The organism is Helicobacter pylori, from assembly GCF_014496965.1.
GTDB classification, from domain to species: domain Bacteria; phylum Campylobacterota; class Campylobacteria; order Campylobacterales; family Helicobacteraceae; genus Helicobacter; species Helicobacter pylori_CZ.
In genome coordinates this window covers 107,288-131,160 of sequence record NZ_JACTCR010000001.1, presented here as the reverse complement: position 1 = coordinate 131,160, position 23,873 = coordinate 107,288, and the positions used below count along the sequence as shown (strand labels likewise).

The window sequence follows — 23,873 nt, the reverse complement described above, 5'->3', positions numbered from 1 at the left end:
ATTACCAGCGATAGTGCGCGAACGCTTTATTCGCTTCTGCCATTTTATGCACATCTTCTTTTTTCTTAAAAGCCGCACCCTTATCGTTAGCCGCATCCATAAGCTCGTTAGCCAATCTATCCACCATCATTCTTTCATTGCGTTTTCTGGTCGCTTCTAAAATCCAACGGATAGATAGCGACTGCTGGCGGCTCACCCTCACTTCTACCGGCACTTGATAGGTAGCCCCACCCACTCTCCTGCTGCGCACTTCCACTAAAGGACGCACTCTTTCTAGGGCTTTTTCAAACACTTCAATCCCTTTTTCACCGCTTTTTTCTTCAATCTTATTGAAAGCTTTGTAGATGATTTTTTCCGCTACGCTTTTCTTGCCATCGAACATCATTTTATTGATAAACTTCGTTACCACCTTGTTCCCATAAACAGGATCGCCCAAAACCTCCCTAACGGGTGCTTTTCTTCTTCTCATGCTTTTGTTTTCCTCTTATTTTTTCTTGTTGTCGGTCGCTTTCTTGTCGGTCGCTTTAGCTTTTTTAGTCCCATATTTAGAGCGTGAAACCGTTCTTTTATTCACCCCTGCAGTGTCTAAAGCACCACGAACGATGTGGTATTTCACACCGGGTAAATCCTTAACCCTACCCCCACGCACTAACACAATGGAGTGTTCTTGCAAGTTATGCCCTTCACCAGGGATATAACTGATCACTTCAAATTTACTGGTCAAACGAACTTTGGCGACCTTTCTTAAAGCCGAGTTAGGCTTTTTGGGGGTAGTCGTATAAACCCTAGTACAAACCCCTCTCCTTTGAGGGCATTCCACTAATGCAGGTGATTTGGTTTTTTTAACCACCTTTTTCCTTTCTTTTCTAATCAACTGATTGATAGTAGGCACTATTCTTCCTTATTCTAAAAATTTAAAACTAAAAGTTCCCCCATTTTACCCTAATTTTTCTTTTAAAAATCTTAACCGATTTTTTATATCAAAATTTAGAGTTATCCTCAAGCGCTCTTAACACGATTTTTTTATTCTTATGCATGCCCGTTCCCACAGGGATCATCCTCCCCAACACCACATTCTCTTTCAAATCCTCTAAAAAGTCTTTTTTCATCGCAATACTGGCTTCTGTTAAAACCTTAGTCGTTTCTTGGAAAGAGGCCGCTGAAATGATGCTATCGCTCCCAATAGCCGCTCTAGTGATCCCTAAAAGCACCGGTTCAGCAATCGCTGGCTCGCCTTTTAAAGCGATCACACGAGCGTTTTCTTCTTTGAAGAGTTTTTTACTGACCAAATCCCCTTCAATAAACTTGCTATCCCCGCTGTCTAAGATGCGCACTTGCCTTAACATTTGAGACACAATGATTTCAATGTGTTTGTCCGCAATGCTTACCCCCTGCCTGCGATACACTTGCTGGACCTCGCTCACAATGTATTTATAAAGCTCTTTTTCGCCGCTGATCCTTAAAATATCATGGCTTGAAACCACCCCATCCGTCATCGCCTCTCCCGCATGCACAAATTCATCGGCATGCACTAAAATTTGCTTGCCCTTATCCACAAAGTAATCTGTGAGACGACCATCTTTGGAAGTTACGATGATGTGTTCTTTATTACGGATAGATTTGCCAAAACTCACAATCCCATCAACCTCAGAAAGGATCGCCACGTCTTTAGGTTTAGGCTTTCTCGCTTCAAAGAGTTCAGAAACCCTTGGGAGACCTCCGGTAATATCCCTGGATTTAACGGTCGCTTTAGGGATTTTCGCTAACACTTCAGCCTGCTCCACGCTAGAACCATCGCTAATAGCGATAGAAGTTTTTGGCTCTAGAAAATAACGCGCTTCTTCGCCATTAGCCCCCTCTAAAAACAAGCTTGGTTTGTACCCGCTTGGAATGTAATCATTCACCACTAGGCTGGTGATACCGGTATTTTCGTCTTCTTTTTCAGCGACCGTAACCCCTGCGATAATATCCACAAAACTCACCTTACCCTTAAAGTCCGCAATGATAGGGGTGTTGTAAGGATCCCATGTGGCAATCGTTTTGAAAGTGTTGGTCGTGGGTTTAGAAATAAGGCTATTAGCGCTCACTTCACTATTATCATCAATCAAGATCTCAGAACCCCTAGCGATATAATGGCGAGCGGCTTCCCTACCGTTATCATCAGCTACCACCGCAAACAAGCCTTTTTCGCTCACCATATCGCCCTTTTTGACTCCATGGGTGCGCTCTAAATGATTGGCCTCTAAAACATAGTATTTGATCACGCCTTTTTCTTTGGCATACACATCTTGCGCGATAGGGTCATTATCTTTGACCAGCAATTCGCTCGCATAAGGGATGCGATTAGGCACATTCCAGCCCTCTTGGATAATGTCAGCGATACTTCCCCCCTTATGCACCTTATGCCCATTAGCGTAAGGCAAATACACTTTCCCTTCAATCTTACCGCCAACGCCGGCTAATTCGCTTGGTTTGACAATATCGCTTCTTCTTAAAACGAATTTAGCTTCTTGATCGCCATTTTTCACGCTCACAACAACTTCTTCATAGACCGTTTCAATGCGTAATTCCCCATCAAAAGGCGCTTTAATCTTAGGCTCTACCACTAAAATAGAAGCGTTACGGCGGTTAGCGATAATGTTTTTACCCTCTTTATTCGTGTAAGTCCTAAGGTTGTAAAAACGCACAAAACCTTCTTTGCTCGCCACGATTTCGCGCTCATCCTGACTCCTACTCGCTGTCCCGCCCACATGGAAAGTCCTTAAAGTGAGCTGCGTTCCAGGCTCCCCGATAGATTGCGCAGCTACCACGCCCACCGCTTCACCCGGATAGCTCATCTTGCCTTCGCCTAAATTCAAGCCATAGCATTTCGCACACACGCCCTTTGGCGCTTTACAAGTTACTGGGGTGCGGATCGTAATGGATTTAATCCCGGCTTCAACCACCTTTTTAGCGCCCTCTTCATCAATCAAAGTGTCCGCATAAAGCAAGATTTCATTCGTAATAGGATCGATCACATCTTCTAATAAAACGCGCCCAAAAATACGCTCTTCTAAAGGTTCAATCAGCTCACTCCCCACCGCAATATCCGTGATTTCAATCCCTTCATGCGTGCCGCAATCATCAGACACCACCTTGACATTTTGCGAAACATCAATGAGTTTTCTGGTCAAATACCCCGCATTGGCTGTTTTTAGTGCTGTATCTGCTAATCCCTTTCTAGCGCCATGCGTGGAGTTAAAGTATTCTAAGACATTCAACCCCTCTTTAAAGTTAGAAATAATGGGCGTTTCAATGATGCTACCATCTGGCTTTGTCATAAGGCCCCTCATCGCTGAAAGCTGACGGATTTGCGCCGCGCTCCCCCTTGCACCGCTATCTGCCATCATATAAATAGAGTTAAAGCCCTCTTTATCTTGTGCGATAGCGCTCATCATTTCTTTACTCATTTTGTCATTGACTTCAGTCCAAGTGTCAATGATCTTATTGTAACGCTCTTGGTCAGTGAGCAGCCCTTGATCGTATTGTTGCTGGATTTTTTTAACCTCTATTTTGGCTTTTTCCACCATTTTTTGCTTGTCTTTTGGCGTGATAATATCTTCCATAGAGATAGAAATACCAGCCTTAGTCGCATACCTAAAGCCAAGCGTTTTTAAATTATCCAAAAAGGTTGCGGTAATGCCGATACCACCGACTTTATGCACATAATCCACAAGCACGCCAATATCTTTTTTCTTCATGGGTCTGTTCCACAAATCAGTAGGGATAAAATCAGGCAAAATGGACTTAATGATCATGCGCCCCGCGCTCGTAGCGATAATATTCCCTCGATCTAAAACCCTAATCTTTGCGTGGATGTCTAATTCTTTCGTGTCAATAGCGGTGATGATTTCATTCACGCTAGAAAAAAGCTTATGCTCGCCCTTGACCCCGCTCTTTTCTAAAGAAAGATAATAAAGCCCTAAAACCATATCCTGGCTAGGAATGGCTACGGCTTTACCACTAGCAGGCAAAAGGATATTCATAGAGCTTAGCATGAGCACCTTGCATTCAGCGATCGCTTCTTGGCTTAAAGGCACATGCACCGCCATTTGATCCCCGTCAAAATCAGCGTTGAACGCTGAACACACCAACGGGTGCAATTGGATCGCTTTGCCGTCAATAAGCTTTGGATGGAACGCTTGAATGGATTGCTTGTGCAAGGTAGGAGCGCGGTTGAGTAGCACCGGATACCCTTCTGTGATTTCTTGCAAGCACTCCCACACTTCATTGCTTTTTTGTTCAATCATGCGTTTAGCCTGTTTGAGCGTGGTGGCATAGCCTCTCTCTTCAAGCTTGGATAATAAATGCGGTTTGAAGAGTTCTAACGCCATGTTTTTAGGCAATCCGCACTCGTCCATCTTGAGATTTGGCCCAACCACAATCACGCTTCTGCCTGAAAAATCCACGCGCTTGCCTAAAAGGTTTTGCCTGAAACGCCCTTGCTTGCCTTTAATGATTTCACTGAGCGATTTTAAAGGGCGCTTGTTAGCCCCTTTAACCGCATTGGTGCTGCGGCCGTTATCAAAAAGCACATCCACGGCTTCTTGCAACATCCTTTTTTCATTGCGTACAATGATTTCTGGCGCCCCAAGCTCCATTAAGCGTTTCAAGCGTTGGTTACGATTGATGACACGGCGATACAATTCATTCACATCGCTGACCGCAAACTTCCCGCCATCTAGCGCGACTAAAGGCCTTAAATCCGGTGGCAATACCGGTAACACCGTGAGCATCATCCATTCAGGCCTGTTACCAGAATTTAAAAAGCTTTCTACCACTTTCAAACGCTTAATGAGTTTTTTCTTTTTCGCATCAGAATTAGTGTCTTTCACTTCTTCTTTCAAACTCTGCAATAAGGTGATCAAATCAATTTCTTCTAGCAAATCCTTGATCGCTTCGCCGCCCATTTGCGCTACAAAGCCCCTGTCTTCGTATCTTCGTGAGATATTTTGATACTGCTCTTCATTCAAAATATCGTATTTCATCACAAGCTTAGTGCCTTCATTGTCATAAGTGGCTTCGCCTGGCTCTTTAACGATATAAGCTTCATAATACAACACGCGTTCTAAGTCTTTCATCTTAACGCCTAAAAGCGTGCCGATACGGCTAGGCAAGGAATTGACATACCAGATATGCGCTACAGGAGTGGCCAATTCAATATGCCCCATTCTAAAACGCCTGACTTTGGAGTGCGTGATCGCTACGCCGCATTTTTCGCATGTGCCAATGTCTTTGAAGCGAGGCTTTTTGTATTTACCGCACAAGCATTCATAATCTTTAGTGGGGCCAAAGATTTTCATGCAAAACAAGCCGTCTCGTTCAGGTTTTAAGGTGCGATAATTGATCGTTTCTGGCTTTTTAACTTCCCCATAACTCCAAGAATGGATTTTTTCAGGGCTGGCTAGTGTGAGCTGGAAAGAGCTAAAGTCTTTAGGCCTGTCATCTTCTTTAATGACAATGGGTTTAGGCGCTCCATCCTCATCCACATCGTCCCCAAAAATATTAATATCCAAAGCGAGTGATTGCAATTCTTTAGTCAAAACATAGAAAGTCTCAGGGATTTCGCTCTCGCCCACTTGCTCACCTTTAGCGATAGCCCTATAAGCGTTCTCTCTGCCTCTAATATCATCAGATTTAATGGTGAGCATTTCTTTTAGAGTGTGCGCTGCACCATAAGCTTCTAGCGCCCACACTTCCATTTCCCCAAACCTTTGACCCCCAAAGAGCGCTTTACCCCCCACAGGCTGGTGCGTTACTAAGCTATAAGGACCTGTGCTTCTGGCATGGACTTTTTCATCCACTAAATGGTGGAGTTTGATCATATACATATAGCCCACATTCACGCGCTCCCTCATTTTCTCGCCGGTGCGCCCATCATACAGATCCATTTTGCCATCCATAGCGATCTTGGCTAACTCAAACAGTTTATAAAATTTTTCTTGCGAGATGCCTTCAAACACAGGGATAGCCATCTTAACGCCCTTGCTCCAATCTTTAGCGTATTCCAAAAGCTCTTCATCAGAACAACTCTCAAGAACATGGATTGTCAAGGGGTCTTTTTCATTAATGGCGTTAGCGATTTCTAGCATTTTAGCGCGCAATTCTTTGGCAAAATCTTTGGTTTTATCCTCTAGCATGCTAGCGATTTGTTTCCCAAATTCTTTCCCCACTAAGCCTAAATGCATTTCTAAAATCTGCCCGATGTTCATGCGGCTTGGCACGCCTAAAGGGTTTAAGACAATATCCACAGGCTCGCCATCAGCGGTATAAGGCATATCCGCAACCGGCACGATATTAGACACAATCCCTTTATTCCCATGCCTTCCTGCCATTTTATCGCCCACTTTAAGCTTTCGTTTTGTAGCGATATAGAGCTTGACTTTTTTGATCACGCCATTAGGCAAAATATCATCTTTTTCTAAAATAGAAAGCTTTTCTTCATGCTCTTCGCCCAAAACTTTCTTTTGTTCTAAGAAATTGTTTTTAGTGATTTCATAGTGGTTTTGCACTTCTTTAGAATACTTTTTCACCAAACTGGCCAAAGTGAAGCGGTTGATTGAAGCGATTTCTTCTTTAGGGATTTGATCGCCTTCTTTATAATCCTTGCCATTATGGCTGAAAGGCTCTTCTAAAATCGCTTGAGAAAGGAGCAAGCTAACGCGCAACAATTCTTCTCTATTGAGCATGGTCAAGCGGTCAAAATGCTCCATATCAAGCTTGGCTTTTTCTTCTTCATACGCGCTCAAAACCCGCGCGTCTTTCTCATAGCCTTTTTTAGTGAAGACTTTCACATCAATCACCGTGCCTTCCAAGCTTGGGGGGCAATACAAACTCTTATTGACCACATGCCCGGCTTTATCCCCAAAAATAGCCCTTAAAAGCCGCTCTTCAGGCGTGCTTTTAATCTCGCCTTTAGGAGAAGTCTTGCCCACTAAAATCATGCCAGCGCTCACATAAGTGCCGACTTTAACGATCCCGCTTTCATCAAGATGAGCGAGCGCTTCTTCTTTCACATCAGGAATATCAGCGGTAAATTCTTCCACGCCATGCTTAAGCTCCCTAGCATCCACTTCTTTTTCATAAATGTGGGTGGAAGTGAAAATATCATCTTTAGTGATGCGCTCACTCACCACGATCGCGTCTTCAAAGTTATAGCCATTCCAAGGCATGAACGCCACGCGCACATTTTTCCCTAACGCTAACTCGCCTCTATCCATGCTAGGGCCATCAGCGATGATTTGCCCGGCTTCCACTTTATCGCCCACTTTAACGATAGGGACTTGATTGAAACTGGTGTTTTGGTTGGTGCGCAAGTTTTTTTGCAAAGAATACGCGTCAATATAGGCTTCTTCTTTGCCTTCGCCTAAAATGTAAATGTTTTTAGAATCAATTTTTTCTACAACGCCTGCGCGATTGGCCTTGATCGCTCCCCAAGAATCCCTAGCGATAATTTTTTCAATCCCTGTGCCTACAATGGGAGCGTCGCTTCTTAATAAAGGCACGGCTTGGCGTTGCATGTTAGTCCCCATTAAGGCGCGGTTGGCGTCATCATGCTCTAAGAAAGGAATGAGCGATGCGGCGACCCCTACTAGCATGCTAGAGCTTAAATCCATTAAGGTAACTTTACTCTTTTCGTTTAAAACGATCTCGCCTTCCACGCGCGTTTCAATCAAATCGCCTAAAATATTCCCCTCTTCATCAATGGGGGTGCTTGCGGGAGCGATGATGTGGCTGTCTTCTTGAATAGCGGTCAAATAAATCGTCTCGCCTACCACCTTGCCATCCACAACCTTTTTATAAGGGGCTTCAATAAAGCCTAAATCATTCACTCTTGTGAAGGTGGAAAGGGTGTTGATCAAACCGATATTTTGACCTTCTGGGGTTTCAATGGGGCAAATTCGGCCATAATGCGTGGGGTGCACATCCCTGGCTTCAAACCCTACCCTGTCTTTCACTAACCCCCCTTCACCGAGCGCTGAAAGGCGTCGTTTGTGCGTAACCTCACTCAAAGGGTTGGTTTGATCCATGAATTGCGAGAGCTGACCGCCCATGAAAAATTCCATGATCGTGCTAGTGATCATTTTAGAATTGACTAAATCATGGGGCATGAGCGAATCAAAAGCCCCGCTCATGGTGGTGAGTTTGTCTTTAATGGTCTTTTGCATTTTCACTAAGCCTGAATGCAATTCATTGGCTAGTAATTCCCCTACCGCCCTAATCCTACGATTGCCTAAGTGATCCCTGTCATCAATCTTGCCCTGATTGTTTTTGATCTTCATGAGGTATTTAACGGTGGTGATAATATCTTCATGCGTTAAAGTCGTGATGTAATCAGGCACATGCAAGCCTAACTTGTGATTCATTTTCATGCGCCCCACCATGGTCAAATCATAGCGTTCAGGGTCAAAGAAAAGTTTCTTGACAAATTGCTTAGCCACTTCAGTCGTAACAGGATCGCCTGGTTTCATAACCTTATGGATACGAATCGCCGCTAGAGCGTTTTCATCATCAATCTTTTCAGTTTGCTTGAGCAATTTCAAAGACTCATGATCGGCTGAGAAAGAATGGATAATGGAAGCGTCATGCCCTAACGCTAGATCGTTAATGATCACAAATTCTTGCACGCCTAAATCGTGGATTTTTTCTAGTCTGTTTTTATCCAACTGCGTGAGCATGTCCAATAAGACTTCTTTCCCTACCATAACAGGCTCAGCTAAATGACGATTGATTAAAATATCCATAGGGTATTCCACCCATTCTAAATGGTTTTCTTTAAGCTCTTTAATCTTTCTTGAAGTGAGCTTTTTACCCGCTAAAAGAATGATCTTGCCTTGAGAGTCTTTCAAGTCAAATTCCATTCTTTGATTGGCGTCTAATGAAGCAAACGGGATCAAATATTTATCGTTTTCATAACGCACTTTCACAAGCGGGTAGAACATTTTAATGATGTCTTGTTTTTGATAATCCATCGCCCTGAATAAAATAGTAACAGGCACTTTACGGCGTTTGTTGATACGAGCGTACAAAACATCTTTAGAATCGTATTCAAAATACAACCACGAACCCCTATCAGGAATGATTTGCCCTGTGTAAATGAGCTTGTTTGAAGAAGTGCTAGATTCTTCTTCTTTAAAAATCACACCAGGGCTTCTGTGGAGCTGATTGACCACCACGCGCTCCACCCCATTAATGATAAACGAAGTGCGTTCCGTCATTAAAGGGATCTCACGAATGAAAATGCTTTGCTCTTTAATATCCTTGATTCCGTTCTTTTCGCCACTTTTGGTGTCTTTTTCCCACAAAATCAAGCGCACTTTAATTTTGAGCGGGATAGAGTAGGTAATGCCCCTCTCCATCGCTTCTCTAACAGTGTATTTAGACTTGCCAAATTCGCAACCCGCATATTCCAAAGTGATGCGGTTATGCTCATCTTGGATAGGGAAAATGGATTTAAAAACCTTTTCAATCCCACTCTCTTTACCATATTTAGAATACAAGAAAGAATCGTAGCTGTCTCGTTGCAATAATAATAAATTAGGAACTTCTAAATCTGTTGGGGTTTTTGTAAAATCAGCTCTCAAGCGGTTTTTTAGGGGAATTTTTTTTGACATATTTCAAGCCTTTGATCAAAAATTTTGAGTTATTAATGCATTAATTCAAGTAAGCATTGCAAAAGGATTTCCAAACTTCATAACCATACCATGATAAAAATACCAAACCCACTTGCAATACTAACCACTTTAGGCCACACGCTCACAAACAAAATCATGGAGCAAAATCTGCCACACTAGAGCAGAGAAAGGCGCAAAAGGCCTTTCTATTGTTTAAGTCTTACTTGACTTCAACCTTAGCGCCTACTTCTTCAAGTTTCTTCTTGATGGTTTCAGCTTCTTCTTTATTCACGCCCTCTTTAAGCACATGAGGGGTTTTTTCGGTAGCGTCTTTAGCTTCTTTCAGGCCAAGCCCGGTGATTTCACGAACCACTTTAATCACCTTAATTTTTTCAGCACCGCTATCGGCTAAAATCACATTAAATTCGGTTTTTTCTTCGCTCTCAGCCGTAGCACCACCGGCTACAGCCGCACCGGCTACGACCGTTGGAGTCGCACTCACGCCAAATTTTTCCTCAAACATTTTAACCAATTCAGAAAGCTCTAAAACGCTCAATGAACCAATATACTCTAACACTTCTTCTTTTGAAATTGCCATAATCCAATCCTTCAAATTTTTTTAAATTAAGCCGTAAGGCTCTTAGTTTTCTTCTTTCGCTTTACGCAAATTGTCTAAACCGGTCACAAAATAGCGTGCTGGAGCCGTCCAAACAGAAAGCAACATTCCCATAAGCTCTTCTTTGCTTGGGAGTTTTGAAACCGCTTCCACATGAGCTACGCTAACGCTTTCTTTATCAAACAAGCCCGCTTTCAACACAAAGTGATCTTTATGCTCTTTTTGGAAATCAAACACGAGTTTAGAGAGAGCGATTTGATCATCGCCCCACAAAAACACATTGGTTTCTTTCAAATCCAAATCAGCGCAACCCGCTTCTTTCATGGCAATATGAGCAAGCGTGTTTTTAATCACTTGCACTTTAATGCCTTGAATGCGAGCCTTATTCCTTAAAGCTTCCAACTTTCTCACGCTAAGACCCTTGTAATCGCAAATTAAAAGGGCTTTGGCATCTACAAATTGCGACTTTAAGTTAGCGACTAGCTCTACTTTATGCTGCCTTTGATGTTGTTTTTGCATCTTTTCCTCCTTTCTAGACTAGACCTCTGCAAGATTATCTTTTTAAAAAAGAAATTTTAAGCTTTTTAGCTCTTACGATCTTCAGCCTAAGATTAAAAACTCCTAACGCTATTTAATGTCCATCAATTCCTGCGCATCCAAATTCACTGAAGGCGACATGGTGAGTGAAAGGGCGGCGTTTCTAATATACTTGCCTTTCGCACTACTGGGTTTTAGGCGGTTGATCGTTTTAACCAACTCAAGCATGTTTTCTTTGATTTTTTCTTCAGGAAAACTCGCCTTGCCAATAGGGGCATGAACATTACCCTTTTTATCCACCCTAAAATTCACTTGACCGCTTTTAGCGTTGGTAACCGCCTTAGCAACATCCATCGTAACGGTTCCGGTTTTAGGGTTTGGCATCAAACCCTTAGGGCCTAAAATCCTACCCACTTTACCGACAACCGCCATCATATCAGGCGTTGCAATCACCATGTCAAAATCAATACGGCCGTTTTTGATTTCTTCAGCCAGATCGTCTCCGCCAACGACATCAGCCCCAGCGTTTTTGGCTTCATCTTGCTTAATGTCTTTTGCAAAAACAGCCACTCTTACTTTTTTCCCTGTCCCATGAGGAAGCACCACCGCACCGCGCACCATTTGATCCGCATGCCTTGGATCAACCCCTAGTCTCAACGCCACTTCCACGGTTTCATCAAATTTGGCTGAAGCGAGAGATTTAACCACCTCTACGCCATGTTCTACGCCATACGCTTTATCGTTTTGAATTTTAGAAAAAAGTTTTTCCAATCTTTTAAATACTTTTTTTGCCACGATTCTAATCCTTAAAAATTTCTTTCAATTCCAACAAAACCAATAATAAGATTAATCCACAACCTCTACGCCCATGCTCCTAGCACTGCCCATAACGATTTTTTTAGCCGCTTCCATGGTGCTTGTGTTTAAATCTTCCATTTTCAATTGCGCGATTTCTTCTACTTGCTTGTGGGTGAGCTTTGCGATCTTGTTTTTAAGCGGGTTATCAGAGCCTTTTTCAACCCCAGAAGCTTTTTTGATCAAATCCGTTACTGGGGGCTTTTTAGTGATAAAAGTGAAACTCTTATCTTGATAAACCGTGATAATGACCGGGATATTAAAACTCCCCATGTCTTTAGTTCTTTCGTTAAAAGCTTTACAAAACTCCATGATATTAACCCCTCTTTGACCCAATGCTGGCCCTACGGGAGGTGAAGGGTTTGCCTTACCGGCAGGGATTTGAAGTTTGATTTCTCCGACTACTTTTTTAGCCATGTTGTCTCCTTAAAAAGTTATATAATTTTTTCCACTTGCGAATGCAAAATCTCTATTGGAGTGTTCCTACCAAAAATAGAAACATTGAGCTTGAGCTTACGATGCTCCACATCATACTCTTCCACCGTAGCGGTAAAGTTTGCGAAAGGGCCTTCCACCACGCGTACCACTTCGCCTTGCTCAAAAAAGATTTTGGGCTTGGGGGCTGCCCGGTTATTCATTTTTTCTAAAATATGCCCAATATCCGCTTCACTCAATGGGGTTGGCTTTTTGTTTTCTCCAATAAAACGGCTCACTCTTGGCAAAGATTGTATCTTATGCCACAAAACCGTATCTAAATCCACCTTAATAAACACATATCCAGGATAAAGGCTTCGTTCCGTTACCTTTGTCTTGCTTTTTTTAGAAACCTCTATGATATCTTCAGTAGGCACAATGATCTCTTGTATCCTATCTCTTATATCATGGTCATTCGCTAAATTCTCAATCGCTTTCTTAACGGACTGCTCGCTCCCTGAATAAGTTTGTATGGCATACCAATCCATTATCATTCTCCTTATTTAAAGCCACCAACCTATAAAACACTAGAGACAAAAGCCCCTAGAGAAAAATCCAACAAAGCTAAAAATAGCGTGATCGCACTCACCACCACTAAAACAGAAACAAGCGCGTTGCGTATCTGCTCTTTAATGGGAAATATCACTTTAGAAAGCTCTTCTCTAGCCAATCTGTATTGCATGAGCCATTTATCCATAGTCTCTTGTTGCCCTCACTTAAACTTAATACATTTAATTAAAAGAGTTTTCAATTTTATCCAAAATAGCTTAAACTAAAATTAAAAAACAACCCAATTGAAACATAAAATTTGATAGAATAAATTAGTAGATGGCAGGCCAGGAGGGACTCGAACCCCCAACAACCGGTTTTGGAGACCGACACTCTACCATTGGAGTTACTGACCTAACCTCCCCTCCCTTTAAATTGCAACGCAAAAGAAAGAGCTAACTCTTCAATTTGATTTCTTTATGAAGAGTGTGCTTATTTTCCCTTGGGCAGAACTTTTTAAGCTCCAGTTTTTCAGTGTTAGTCTTGGCGTTCTTAGTGGTGCTGTAATTGATGTCTTCACAGTCAGAACACTTCAACCCTATTTTAACTTTCATGATAACCCTTTATTAGCGACCTTTATGGTAACTTTTTTACTTCCATATGAGTAAGATTATTCAATAATATTACTCACAACACCAGCGCCAACGGTTCTCCCGCCTTCACGAATCGCAAATTTAGTTCCCAACTCTAACGCAACAGGGCTAATCAACTCTACGGTGATCTTAACATTATCGCCAGGCATAACCATTTCCACGCCTTCAGGAAGGGTGATAGAGCCAGTCACATCAGTCGTGCGCACATAGAATTGCGGGCGGTAGTTGGTGAAGAATGGAGTGTGTCTTCCGCCTTCTTCTTTAGAAAGAACATAAATTTCTCCCTCAAATTTCTTGTGCGGAGTGATAGAACCTGGTTTGCATAGAACCATACCTCGTTCTACTTCTTCTTTTTTAGTTCCTCTCAAAAGCACGCCCACATTATCGCCGGCCTCACCTTTTTCTAACTCTTTTCTAAACATTTCCACACCGGTTACAGTCGTTTTTTGTGTAGCTCTGATACCAACGATTTCCACTTCATCGCCCACTTTCACCACGCCTCTTTCAATCCTACCTGTAACCACAGTCCCTCTACCCGCAATAGAGAACACATCTTCAACCGGCATCAAGAAAGTTTTTTCAGTGTCCCTTTCTGGAGTAGGGATATAAGTATCCACTTCAGCCATGAGCTTAAGCACTTTTTCGCCCCATTCACCCACATTGCCAGCCTTTGCTTCTTCTAAAGCTCTTAAAGCTGAACCCGCTACGATAGGAGTGTCATCGCCAGGAAATTCATACGCGCTCAATAATTCGCGCACTTCCATTTCTACCAACTCTAACAATTCTTGGTCATCTACCATGTCTTGTTTGTTTAAGAAAACAACGATGTGAGGCACGCCTACTTGACGAGATAACAAGATATGCTCCCTGGTTTGAGGCATAGGGCCATCAGCTGCAGAAACAACCAAAATCGCTCCGTCCATTTGTGCCGCACCGGTGATCATGTTTTTTACATAGTCAGCGTGTCCTGGGCAATCCACATGCGCATAGTGTCTGTTTTCAGTCTCATATTCAATGTGAGAAGTAGCGATAGTGATCCCTCTTTCTTTTTCTTCAGGGGCGTTATCAATATTATCATAGTCTTTCATTTCTGCAAGACCTTTCAAAGAAAGCACCGCTGAAATCGCTGCACTCAAAGTCGTTTTACCATGGTCTACATGCCCAATGGTTCCAATATTAACATGCGGCTTAGTTCTATTAAACTTTTCTTTTGCCATTTGTATTTCTCCTTAATTTTTTGAAATGGATTTTAGAATTATACTAAACAAAATCCTAAGTATTCCTAAATGCTACCACAAAATTTAAGACATTTTTGTCTTATCGCCATTCAAGAGATTATAAACTGGAGCCTATAAGCGGAATTGAACCGCCGACCTCTTCCTTACCAAGGAAGTGCTCTGCCTCTGAGCTATATAGGCGTCTCAAAAACTAAAATGTTATCCTAAAAATGGAGCGGGAAACGGGACTCGAACCCGCGACCCTCAGCTTGGAAGGCTGATGCTCTAGCCAACTGAGCTATTCCCGCATCTATAAAACAAAATGGTGGTGAGACGTGGATTCGAACCACGGAAGACATAGTCAGCAGATTTACAGTCTGCCCTCGTTGGCCACTTGAGTATCTCACCAAAAACTTTGCAAAATAACATTTCAACTGGAGCTGGCTAAGGGACTTGAACCCCCGACCTGCTGCTTACAAGGCAGCTGCTCTACCAACTGAGCTAAGCCAGCGACTAAATTAAATAATCAAAGACTTGGGATTATAGCAGTTTTATACTTAATTTGTCAAGAAATGATGACAGAAAGCTAAATTATTAGTATGGCACAGAGCATGGTTAAAATTTTAGCTATAATCTAGCTCAATTTGGCTTAACACAGCTCAAACTTATTACATATAAAAGAATTTATGGACACTTAAATTATGGCGAAAAAAAAACATAAAATTCCTACTTTAAAATATTTTTTACGTTCTTTAAAGCAAATCTATAGGCTCATCACTTTCAAGGAAAAAATGATTTTTTTCCTGCTTGTGTTGATGGCTGTTTTTTCTTCTTTTGTGGAAGTGATGTCCCTAACTCTTCTGATGCCTTTCATCACTCTCGCTTCCGATCCTAGCAGGGCTTTAGACGATAAAGATTGGAAAATGGTCTATGATTTTTTCCATTTTTCATCTCCTGTTCGTCTCATGTATTTCTTTAGTTTCTGTTTGGTGGGGATTTATTTGTTTAGGATGTTTTATGGGGTGTTTTTTACCTATTTAAGAGGGCGTTTTTCAAACAAGAAGGCTTATCAAATCAAACAACAACTCTTCTTGCAACACATCAAAAACAACTATTTATCGCATCTCAACCACAACCTGGATTCTTTAAGAGACATTATCAACAATAAAGCGGAGGGCATGTTTATGAGCTTTAACGCTTTTTTGAGTTTATTGACCGAAATAACCGTGATCGTTTTTTTCTATTCCACGCTCATATTGACTAATTGGAAAATAACGCTCGTTTTTACCACGATCCTCGCCTTACAAATTTTTTTTATTGTCAAAAAAGTCACCGTCCTTATCAAAAAAAAGGGTGAGATGGCCGCCAAATCCAAAGCGCAAACGCTTAAAGTCTTTTCAAAATTTTTCAGCAATTTCAAGATCACTAAACTCAAAGACAACCACGAAGAAGCCCACAAGCTTTTTGGAGAAAATAGCCGTAAAGCCCATGACACTGAGATCATTTACTCCACTTTGCAAGTGGTCCCCAGGTATTCAATAGAAACCGTGGGTTTTAGTTTGTTGATTTTAGCGGTCGCTTACATCTTATTCAAATACGGCGAAGCTAGAATGGTGCTCCCTACCATTTCTATGTATGCCCTAGCGCTTTATCGCATACTCCCTTCTGTGACTGGAGTGATCAGCTATTACAATGAAATCGCTTACAACCAGCTTGCAACCAATGTTGTTTTTAAAAGCCTTTCTAAGACCATCGTTGAAGAGGATTTAGTCCCTTTAGACTTTAATGAAAAAATCACTCTCCAAAACATTTCATTCGCTTACAAGTCAAAACACCCGGTTTTAAAGGATTTCAACCTCACCATTCAAAAAGGTCAAAAAATCGCTCTTATAGGCCATAGCGGGTGCGGGAAATCCACGCTGGCGGATATTATTATGGGGCTTACCTACCCTAAAAGTGGGGAAATTTTTATTGACAACACCCTTTTAACCAAAGAAAATATACGATCATGGCGTAAAAAAATAGGCTATATCCCCCAAAATATTTACCTTTTTGATGGCACTGTGGGGGATAATATCGCTTTTGGGAGCACGATTGATGAAAAACGCTTGATTAAGGTGTGTAAAATGGCTCATATCTATGATTTTTTATGCGAGCATGAGGGCCTTAAAACCCAAGTGGGCGAAGGGGGCGCTAAGCTTAGCGGCGGTCAAAAACAGCGCATAGGCATCGCAAGAGCCTTATACGATAACCCAGAAATTTTGGTTTTAGATGAAGCCACTTCAGCCCTAGACAATGAAACCGAGAGTAAAATCATGGATGAAATCTATCAAATTGCCAAAAATAAAACCCTAATCGTTATCGCCCACCGCTTAAGCACGATTGAACGCTGTGAAGTCATCATTGACATGAGCCAGCACAAAGACAAGCTTGGCTGATCAAGCGGCTTCACTCTTTCATGAAATTTTGCAAATCAAACCCCTTAAAGCCCTCTAAATACTCCCCTTGATAGCCGTTTTGACCCACTAAATTTTTCAAAACCTTGCTGTTATAGCCCAAAAACGCCACTTTATTAGCCTTAGCGCTTTCATAGTCGTTGATGCTATCGCCTATCATTAGCATGCGGCTTGGGTTATAGGCGTATTTTTGAATGATATTAGCGATGATTTTGGGTTTATTAGGCGGACTCCCTTCAACGCTCTTAAAATACTTAATGATCCCTAAAAACTCGCACAACACTTGCAATTCGCTATGCAAGGCCGCTGAAGCGATATGGAAAATGTAATTTTGATAATGCTTATCAATAAACGCCATCACTTCGCTGTTCAAATGCCCCCTATCAAAAAGCTTTTGCTCTATGATAGCGCCAAACTCTAGGGCTAATGCATCTATTTCTTCTTGAGCGATAGGGGTTTTTAAAATCTCATTATAAAAGTATTGGATCTTTTCATTCCTTGAAATCCCCCCACTTTGATAGTGATAAACTTCAAATTGTTTCAAATCCTCTTTACTATCGTTGCCATGCTTTTGAAACAACGCCTTAAACCCTTCATATTTTAAATGCATGCTGTCAAAAATCACGCCATCAAAATCCCATAAAACCACTTCAAGCGCCATGATTTCCCCTTTTTATAGGCTTATTTTGGTTTCATTTTACCTTATTTAAGCGATTATTTTTGCCATCATTGAAGTGTTTGGATTGGTTTTAATCAAATACTGCCGGCTAAAGCCTTATTTAAAAACTCTAACGCTCTTTAGATTTTTAACTTAAAGCCCCTTTTTAAAGGTTGGGTTATTTTGACTCTTATTTGATAAGAATATGCAAACACTCTTTGGTGTGCGCGGCTTTATGGGCGCGTTTGTTGTCCGCTTTAAAACGCATGTAAGTTTTAGTAACTAAGGAGTAAGCGCCGTATTTTTTTAAGATATTTTTAATCTCTGTCTCGCTCATAAGCCCTTCATTGTTATAGCTTAAAAAGATATATTTGAATCGCGCTTTTTTGATTAAATTTTCAAAAGCGTTTAAGATTTGAGAACGAGAGCAAAAAGAGGATTTCTGGTAACTGGGCAAGCCGGTTTTGCCTTTTGGAATAAAGGGCGTATAAGCAGCAATCGTGTTCAATAAATGGTAATTCGCCCCGTATTGCCTCGCATTATAAGGAGGGTCTAAATACAAAATATCCCCTGAAATCTTTCCAATCAAATCATTAGAATCCTGTTGATACACTTCATTAGCGTTTAAACTCACATCAAAATGAGCGCCTTTTAAAATGAGTTTTTTTTGAGCGCTTTTTTTAAGGCGTTTTAAAAAAGCCCCATAAACTGAAGCGGTGTTAGCCACCTTGTCCGCGCTCTCCAATAACGATGCGAGCAAAAAATAATACGTGCAATTATCAATGTTTTGAGAAAGCTTAAGCTCTTCAATTTTTAAACGCATCGCATCAATTTTTTGAGCGTTTGTTTCGCTAAAATACTGCCTTGAACTCCCCCCTAAAGAATAATGCGAATAGATAAAGCCTTTTTTTAAAGCAACGCTATTAATCTCATCAATAAGCTCTTCTTGGTTAGGGATTTCTTGAATGTTGCCGATATAATTTTGATTCAAAACAAAGCTATAATATTCCAAATCATTAGAAATAACCTTATTAACGGCTTTTTTAAACGCGCGCCCCACAATGCCCGTCCCAGCGAACAGATCACAAAAAATCGCACCAGAAAGGTTGTCCCCTACAACCGCATGGATATTTTCCTTAATAAAGGGAATGAGCTTGTATTTAGAGCCGATATAGTTCATTGATCCGTGTTTGTATGCTTCTTTAAAATAAGTATGGCTATTATTAAAATTAAATTTTATGTATTGTAACATAACTTGATTATGAATAAGTCTTAACCCCCACAATTACAATAATCTTAAAACCAACTAATCAATCCTATGTGAAACGATGATCGTTTTTTAACACCGCACGCCCTATCAATCGCTTCATTAAAACAACGAGACAACCCCCCCTATTGCCAATAAAGACTTTTTCTATCGCAACTGCTCATTAAAATACTGCCAAAAAAACAGCAACACCCCCCACTAGCTGAATGTATCAAAACTTTTGTCGCTATTACCCTATTTTCTAGTAGGTTCTTTTATGACTACCATTCTTATATTCTTCTACCTTACCCTTTGCAGTAACAGCAGCAACAATATGCCCATCAGTATCTGCAGCTACGATATTACTACCATAGGTTCTCTTATGGCTACCATTCTCATATTCCTGTATTTTGCCATTAACGACTTTAATTACAACCACCATTATAAATCTCCTAAAATATAAATTGTGATATACCCAACGCCAAACTACCAGTCTAGTCTATAGTCTAACTAACAAATAAACCTAATTCGAGTATTTAAGTATTTGATCGCAAAATCCCTAAAGAATAGCTTAACAACAAACCCGCTTAACTCTCATAAAATCCCTCTCTGCAACATTAAATCAATTTACCCTCAAAACAACCCGCATCGCTCAAATTAGCTCAACCACTTGTCTAAAATTAACGATCTTTTGTGATGGTTTTAGCTTTAGCGCCTACAGCCGTAGAACCCGTGGGCAAATCTGAAAGCACCACCGCATTAGCTCCGATCTTCACATCATCGCCCACGCAAATCGCACCCAAGACCTTAGCCCCTGCCCCCACTACCACACGATTGCCTAAAGTAGGGTGGCGCTTGCCCTTAAATTTGCCCGTGCCACCCAGAGTTACGCCATGATAAATGGTAACATCATCTCCAATCTCTGTGGTCTCGCCAATCACCACACCCATGCCATGATCGATAAAAAGCCCCCTCCCAATCTTAGCGCCCGGATGGATTTCTATCCCAGTGATAAAGCGCGCTAACTGAGAAAGTGCACGAGCGATGAAGTAAAACCTCCGCTTGTGCAACGCATGCGCTAGGCGGTAACAAAGCAGCGCATGAATGCCCGGATAAAGCAAGAGCACCTCCCACTTATTCCTAGCTGCCGGGTCTTCTTGCAAGACACGCTCCAAGCTATAAGACAGATCTAGCATGACAGAGTCTCCGGTTAAAAAATATTTGGATCAACATGACTTAAGCAGATTTTTCTCATCCATTCCAATAAAACTTGATGCAAATTTTTCTTGCCATTATACCCAAACTCACACTCCTTTTAATGGAGTAAAAAATTAATAGGGTAAAACGCTCTCTCTTTTAATTTCTTTAAATTCTCTTAAACAACCCTTTAAAAAGGCTTAAAAACCCGCTAATCCATCATTGATTTGGCATTTATTTGGAATAAAACTATTTTAAACGAAAAAATAAAAAGCAGATTGAAAAAAATTACTAGTAGTGGTGCCGAAGGTCGGACTCGAACCGACACGGGATTGCTCCCACCAGATTTTGAGTCTAGCGTGTCTACCAATTCCACCACTTCGGCGTGTATAGAGCAAAGAGTGAGATTATACCCACTTATTCCTTAAAAAAACTTAATGGTGCACTGGGCGAGACTCGAACTCGCACGAGATTGCTCCCACCACCCCCTCAAGATGGCGTGTCTACCAATTCCACCACCAGTGCTAAAAATTCAAAAATAAGAAAATATTATAGCTAAATCATGCTTTTTAAGCAATAATTTAGCCTATCAAAACCCTTAACTTAAGAATGGGTTACTATAAATAGCGATAATAGCAAACACTAGAGTATAGATCACTTGCGCTTCAATCATCGCCATGGCCACGAACATGGTTGTGAGCAATTTACCGCCCACTCCTGGGTTTCTCGCTGTGCCTGTAATGGTCGCTGCGGCCGCATTCCCCATGCCGATCGCCCCACCAAAAGCGGCAATCCCTAGACCGATCATCGCTCCTAAGATAGAATAAGATTTAATCATATCCATCCCACCCATGCCACCATCATGAGCGAAAGCAACGCCCGCTAAAGCCAGAAAAAATAACGCTAAAAATTTCATTTTCGCACTCCGTTTCAAAAATTAGGCTTGATTTTCATTTCGAATCGTTCCTCTACTTTCAAAAATACAAGCAAGGACTCATTTTAATCTAAATTTGCTTAAAATCTCTTTTAAAAACGCTTTTTAAAAATTTTAAGCCAAATCCAAAGCGATTTTACCCTTATTGAAACTAATCACCCTACACCTGATGCTATCGCCTTCTTTTAAGATCACTTGACACCTGTCCATGTTTTGCTTTCTTAACAAGCCTTCGCCTCCCTTAGGCAAGCTTAAAAACGCCCCAAAATCCACGATTCGTTTCACTTGAGCTTCTAGCACCTCATCAATAGCGTATCGCTCCAATTCTTGATCTAAAGAATGCAAATAGTTTAAAATAAATTCTTTAGTTTTTAAAACGCGCTCTTTATTCCCCATGATTTTCACTTCACCGCTCGGTTTGTTCAAATCAATCTTAACTTCAAACCTTTCTACTATCTCTTTAATCACGCGCCCCCCTTGACCGATAATTTCTATAATTTTATCTGGCGCGACATTAAAAATTTCAGTTGTGGGCAAATGGGAAAAATTGATCACGATCTTTTCTTTCGCTTCATGCATGATTTTTAAAATGTGTTTGCGCGCTCTTTTGGCTTGGAGTAAGGCTTGGTATAAAACCTCTAATTGGATACCGCTCATTTTGGTATCCATTTGCATAGCCGTAATGCCTTCTACATTCCCGGCAATCTTAAAATCCATATCGCCTTCGGCGTCTTCTAAACCGCTAATATCGCTTAAAATGGCGTGATCTTGCCCCTCGCTCACCATGCCCATAGCCACCCCAGCGACTAAATCGTAAATTTCCACACCGCTTGCATAAAGGGCTAAAGACCCTGCGCACACGCTCGCCATTGAGCTTGAACCATTGCTTTCTAAAATCTCAGAAACCAATCGTATCACCTGCTCTTTATTTTTAATGCTCGTTTCTAAGGCTCTTTTAGCTAAATTCCCATGCCCTAATTCGCGCCTTGAAGTCGCGCCAATAGAGCTCGCTTCGCCCACGCAAAAAGGAGGGAAATTATAATGAAACATGAAGCGCTCTTTGATAGGGGCTTTATGCTCCAAATTCTCATGGGTTTGAGCGTCATTATCCGTGCCTAAAACCCCTACGACTAAGCTTTGAGTTTGCCCCCTAGTGAATAAAATGGAGCTGTGCGCCATGGGGAGCAAATCGCTCTCTATCAAAATGGGCCGCACTTCTTCTAACGCGCGCTTATCTGGGCGGATCTTATCTTGAATAATCATGCGTCTGATCTCGGTTTTTTTCACCTTCTCTAAAGACAATTCAATTTCTTCTAAACTGAATTCTGAGTGGGCTTCGCTGATTTTTCTAGCCACTTCTTTGAAAACATTCTCTCGCTCGCTCAAAGCAGAACTTTCAATGCCTTTGATGATTTCATCAAAATACTGATTTGTTAATAAATCCAACAGCCTTTCATTAAGGGCTATCCCTTCGCCCTCTTTAAAAAGAAGCTCGTTTTGATAGGGCGTGAAAGCCTCTTCATAAAGCGTGCAGGTTTCTTTCAAACTTTTTTGAGCCAATTCTAAAGCTTTTAGCATTAAAGGCTCTTCTAAAGCGTTTAATTTTTGCCCCAAAGAGCGCATTTCTATCATGTTCAAACTCTCTTTGGTGCCGGACACGAACAGATCCAAACTGGATTGATTCAAAAGGCTTGCGCTAGGGTTAATGATAAATTCGTTATCCATCCTAGCGATCCTGCAAGCGCCCACGCTTTTAATAGGAGCGATATGGGCTAAAAAGAGGGCGGCTGAAGCGGCGTTTAAAGCAGAAACTTGCAAATCGTTTTCAATATCATGGCTTAAAACCATTAAAGTGATTTGGGTAGGGTAGCGGTAACCTTTAGGGAATAAAGGGCGTAAAGTCCTGTCTATGAGCCTAGAGGTTAAGATTTCAAAATCTTGCGCTCTGCCTTCTCTTTTAACAAAACCGCCCGGGATTTTACCGGCTGCATAAGATTTTTCTAAAAACTGCACCACTAAAGGCAAAAAATCTTCACTCACAGGCTCTCTTTCTATACACACGCTCGCTAAAATAAGGGTTTTTCCTAAGCGATACATTAAAGAGCTAGTGGCTTGTTTGGCCACTTGTTTGAGAGCGAATTCTTCGGTTCTGTTACCAGAGTTGATGGTGATAAAATCCATATTTAATGTTCCTTTTTGAGATTGGACGCGTTGTTAGCGCCCAAGTATTTTTCAATTTCTTCATTGCTTAATCGCTTGAGTTCTTTATAATGATGCTCCACAGAGACAAAACATTCAGGGCGATACACGCTAATCACCCCATCGCACAAACTTTCTAAGCCTTGAGCGACATTTTGCGCGAGAATGGGGGTTAAAATGTAAATGTCTTGGCATTCTTTTTTCAAACAAGTTTGCACGCCTAACCCTGCTCTAAACCCGGTCTCAATCCCCCTATCTACGATAAAAATATTTTTATCTTTTAAGCTTTTAATCGCATTGCCTTTGCGATACTGATAGATGTGAGACAGAATGTCTTCTTCATAAGCCCGCTTGGCTTCCCCATAAACATAGTCTAAAGCGATGTCAAAGGAATTGATTAAACTTTCATTCATCACAATATCCATGCTTTCACTCACTAAAGCGATTTCACACTTTGAGTTTAAAGGGGCTAAGATAGGTTCTAAAAAAAGTATATCATAAGTCGCCCCAAATTTTTGTGCTAAAGCGTTAGCTAAATACAAGGCGTTAAAACTCAAAGCGAGCATGATGGAATCTTTTAAATCAATGTGGCGCGTGTGGATTTCATTAATCAATTTGTTTAAAGCGTCTTCTTCATTGATAAAACGCATGCCCTCAATATCGGTGATATGGCTAAAGTCCGTATTCAA

18 protein-coding genes, 7 tRNA genes and 1 pseudogene are annotated in these 23,873 nt (G+C 41.4%); 1 reads left to right on the top strand and 25 read right to left on the bottom strand.

Going from position 1 to position 23,873, the window contains the following annotated elements:
• Position 1 precedes the first annotated feature (1 nt).
• From rpsG to H7O61_RS00675, 16 genes are all read right to left on the bottom strand, one after another.
• The gene (rpsG, locus tag H7O61_RS00750; RefSeq protein WP_001918340.1) at positions 2–469 is read right to left on the bottom strand and encodes a 30S ribosomal protein S7; all 468 of its coding nucleotides are present in this window, start codon (positions 467–469) and stop codon (positions 2–4) included.
• Between the two features lie 15 nt (positions 470–484).
• Positions 485–892 (bottom strand): 30S ribosomal protein S12, encoded by a 408-nt coding sequence (gene rpsL, locus H7O61_RS00745; protein ID WP_001142321.1) that lies wholly within the window; start codon positions 890–892, stop codon positions 485–487.
• A gap of 88 nt (positions 893–980) precedes the next feature.
• Positions 981–9,653, bottom strand: a complete 8,673-nt coding sequence (locus tag H7O61_RS00740; RefSeq protein WP_187874841.1) for a DNA-directed RNA polymerase subunit beta/beta' — start codon at positions 9,651–9,653, stop codon at positions 981–983.
• Between the two features lie 220 nt (positions 9,654–9,873).
• Entirely contained in the window at positions 9,874–10,251 is a 378-nt protein-coding gene (gene rplL, locus H7O61_RS00735; RefSeq protein ID WP_001018233.1) for a 50S ribosomal protein L7/L12, read from the bottom strand.
• A gap of 42 nt (positions 10,252–10,293) precedes the next feature.
• Positions 10,294–10,788, bottom strand: a complete 495-nt coding sequence (gene rplJ / locus H7O61_RS00730) for a 50S ribosomal protein L10 (RefSeq protein ID WP_079295652.1) — start codon at positions 10,786–10,788, stop codon at positions 10,294–10,296.
• Between the two features lie 108 nt (positions 10,789–10,896).
• Complete coding sequence (gene rplA, locus H7O61_RS00725) at positions 10,897–11,601, bottom strand: 50S ribosomal protein L1 (RefSeq protein ID WP_001941906.1); 705 nt, start codon at positions 11,599–11,601, stop codon at positions 10,897–10,899.
• A 51-nt stretch (positions 11,602–11,652) separates the two neighbouring features.
• Positions 11,653–12,078, bottom strand: coding sequence for a 50S ribosomal protein L11 (rplK, locus tag H7O61_RS00720; protein WP_001085997.1), 426 nt, complete (start codon positions 12,076–12,078; stop codon positions 11,653–11,655).
• Positions 12,079–12,095: 17 nt separating this feature from the next.
• Positions 12,096–12,623 (bottom strand): transcription termination/antitermination protein NusG, encoded by a 528-nt coding sequence (gene nusG / locus H7O61_RS00715; RefSeq protein ID WP_000384125.1) that lies wholly within the window; start codon positions 12,621–12,623, stop codon positions 12,096–12,098.
• Between the two features lie 29 nt (positions 12,624–12,652).
• Positions 12,653–12,832 carry a preprotein translocase subunit SecE gene (secE, locus tag H7O61_RS00710; RefSeq protein WP_000362130.1) on the bottom strand — a complete coding sequence of 60 codons (180 nt, stop codon included), beginning with the start codon at positions 12,830–12,832 and terminating at the stop codon, positions 12,653–12,655.
• A gap of 132 nt (positions 12,833–12,964) precedes the next feature.
• A tRNA-Trp gene (locus H7O61_RS00705) sits at positions 12,965–13,040 on the bottom strand.
• 39 nt (positions 13,041–13,079) lie between these two features.
• The gene (rpmG, locus tag H7O61_RS00700; RefSeq protein ID WP_000865159.1) at positions 13,080–13,238 is read right to left on the bottom strand and encodes a 50S ribosomal protein L33; all 159 of its coding nucleotides are present in this window, start codon (positions 13,236–13,238) and stop codon (positions 13,080–13,082) included.
• A 56-nt stretch (positions 13,239–13,294) separates the two neighbouring features.
• The gene (gene tuf, locus H7O61_RS00695; RefSeq protein ID WP_001040583.1) at positions 13,295–14,494 is read right to left on the bottom strand and encodes an elongation factor Tu; all 1,200 of its coding nucleotides are present in this window, start codon (positions 14,492–14,494) and stop codon (positions 13,295–13,297) included.
• Positions 14,495–14,620: 126 nt separating this feature from the next.
• A tRNA-Thr gene (locus tag H7O61_RS00690) sits at positions 14,621–14,695 on the bottom strand.
• A gap of 30 nt (positions 14,696–14,725) precedes the next feature.
• Positions 14,726–14,802, bottom strand: a tRNA-Gly gene (locus H7O61_RS00685).
• A 15-nt stretch (positions 14,803–14,817) separates the two neighbouring features.
• Positions 14,818–14,902 (bottom strand) — tRNA-Tyr (locus H7O61_RS00680).
• Positions 14,903–14,929: 27 nt separating this feature from the next.
• A tRNA-Thr gene (locus tag H7O61_RS00675) sits at positions 14,930–15,005 on the bottom strand.
• A 190-nt stretch (positions 15,006–15,195) separates the two neighbouring features.
• Between H7O61_RS00675 and H7O61_RS00670 the strand changes: the two genes are divergently transcribed.
• Positions 15,196–16,932 (top strand): ABC transporter ATP-binding protein/permease, encoded by a 1,737-nt coding sequence (locus H7O61_RS00670; protein ID WP_187874840.1) that lies wholly within the window; start codon positions 15,196–15,198, stop codon positions 16,930–16,932.
• A 10-nt stretch (positions 16,933–16,942) separates the two neighbouring features.
• Here H7O61_RS00670 and H7O61_RS00665 read toward each other — a convergent pair whose 3' ends face one another.
• The 9 genes and pseudogenes from H7O61_RS00665 to H7O61_RS00625 all read right to left on the bottom strand — a co-directional run bounded on the left by H7O61_RS00665 (position 16,943) and on the right by H7O61_RS00625 (position 23,873).
• Complete coding sequence (locus H7O61_RS00665) at positions 16,943–17,611, bottom strand: HAD family hydrolase (RefSeq protein ID WP_187874839.1); 669 nt, start codon at positions 17,609–17,611, stop codon at positions 16,943–16,945.
• Positions 17,612–17,798: 187 nt separating this feature from the next.
• On the bottom strand, positions 17,799–18,788 hold the full coding sequence (locus H7O61_RS00660; protein ID WP_187874838.1) for a DNA adenine methylase: 990 nt from the start codon (positions 18,786–18,788) through the stop codon (positions 17,799–17,801).
• 331 nt (positions 18,789–19,119) lie between these two features.
• Positions 19,120–19,296: pseudogene (locus H7O61_RS00655) on the bottom strand (IceA2 protein); the annotation flags it as partial.
• A 238-nt stretch (positions 19,297–19,534) separates the two neighbouring features.
• Positions 19,535–20,050, bottom strand: a complete 516-nt coding sequence (cysE, locus tag H7O61_RS00650) for a serine O-acetyltransferase (RefSeq protein ID WP_000886344.1) — start codon at positions 20,048–20,050, stop codon at positions 19,535–19,537.
• A gap of 299 nt (positions 20,051–20,349) precedes the next feature.
• Positions 20,350–20,436, bottom strand: a tRNA-Leu gene (locus tag H7O61_RS00645).
• 53 nt (positions 20,437–20,489) lie between these two features.
• Positions 20,490–20,576 (bottom strand) — tRNA-Leu (locus H7O61_RS00640).
• Between the two features lie 73 nt (positions 20,577–20,649).
• On the bottom strand, positions 20,650–20,967 hold the full coding sequence (locus H7O61_RS00635) for a F0F1 ATP synthase subunit C (RefSeq protein ID WP_000669961.1): 318 nt from the start codon (positions 20,965–20,967) through the stop codon (positions 20,650–20,652).
• A 132-nt stretch (positions 20,968–21,099) separates the two neighbouring features.
• Positions 21,100–23,166, bottom strand: a complete 2,067-nt coding sequence (locus H7O61_RS00630; RefSeq protein ID WP_001930199.1) for a polyribonucleotide nucleotidyltransferase — start codon at positions 23,164–23,166, stop codon at positions 21,100–21,102.
• 2 nt (positions 23,167–23,168) lie between these two features.
• A complete protein-coding gene (locus H7O61_RS00625; RefSeq protein WP_001090667.1) occupies positions 23,169–23,873 on the bottom strand; it encodes a phosphoribosyltransferase in 705 nt (234 codons plus the stop codon).

Bases quoted from the DNA above. Each gene is read 5' to 3' on its own strand.
- secE (WP_000362130.1), bottom strand. From the start codon at position 12,832: ATGGATAAATGGCTCATGCAATACAGATTGGCTAGAGAAGAGCTTTCT.
- rpmG (WP_000865159.1), bottom strand. From the start codon at position 13,238: ATGAAAGTTAAAATAGGGTTGAAGTGTTCTGACTGTGAAGACATCAAT.
- H7O61_RS00670 (WP_187874840.1), top strand. From the start codon at position 15,196: ATGGCGAAAAAAAAACATAAAATTCCTACTTTAAAATATTTTTTACGT.
- H7O61_RS00660 (WP_187874838.1), bottom strand. From the start codon at position 18,788: ATGAACTATATCGGCTCTAAATACAAGCTCATTCCCTTTATTAAGGAA.
- rplJ (WP_079295652.1), bottom strand. From the start codon at position 10,788: ATGCAAAAACAACATCAAAGGCAGCATAAAGTAGAGCTAGTCGCTAAC.
- rplL (WP_001018233.1), bottom strand. From the start codon at position 10,251: ATGGCAATTTCAAAAGAAGAAGTGTTAGAGTATATTGGTTCATTGAGC.
- rplK (WP_001085997.1), bottom strand. From the start codon at position 12,078: ATGGCTAAAAAAGTAGTCGGAGAAATCAAACTTCAAATCCCTGCCGGT.
- tuf (WP_001040583.1), bottom strand. From the start codon at position 14,494: ATGGCAAAAGAAAAGTTTAATAGAACTAAGCCGCATGTTAATATTGGA.
- rpsG (WP_001918340.1), bottom strand. From the start codon at position 469: ATGAGAAGAAGAAAAGCACCCGTTAGGGAGGTTTTGGGCGATCCTGTT.
- nusG (WP_000384125.1), bottom strand. From the start codon at position 12,623: ATGGATTGGTATGCCATACAAACTTATTCAGGGAGCGAGCAGTCCGTT.
- H7O61_RS00635 (WP_000669961.1), bottom strand. From the start codon at position 20,967: ATGAAATTTTTAGCGTTATTTTTTCTGGCTTTAGCGGGCGTTGCTTTC.
- H7O61_RS00740 (WP_187874841.1), bottom strand. From the start codon at position 9,653: ATGTCAAAAAAAATTCCCCTAAAAAACCGCTTGAGAGCTGATTTTACA.
- cysE (WP_000886344.1), bottom strand. From the start codon at position 20,050: ATGCTAGATCTGTCTTATAGCTTGGAGCGTGTCTTGCAAGAAGACCCG.
- H7O61_RS00665 (WP_187874839.1), bottom strand. From the start codon at position 17,611: ATGGCGCTTGAAGTGGTTTTATGGGATTTTGATGGCGTGATTTTTGAC.
- H7O61_RS00630 (WP_001930199.1), bottom strand. From the start codon at position 23,166: ATGGATTTTATCACCATCAACTCTGGTAACAGAACCGAAGAATTCGCT.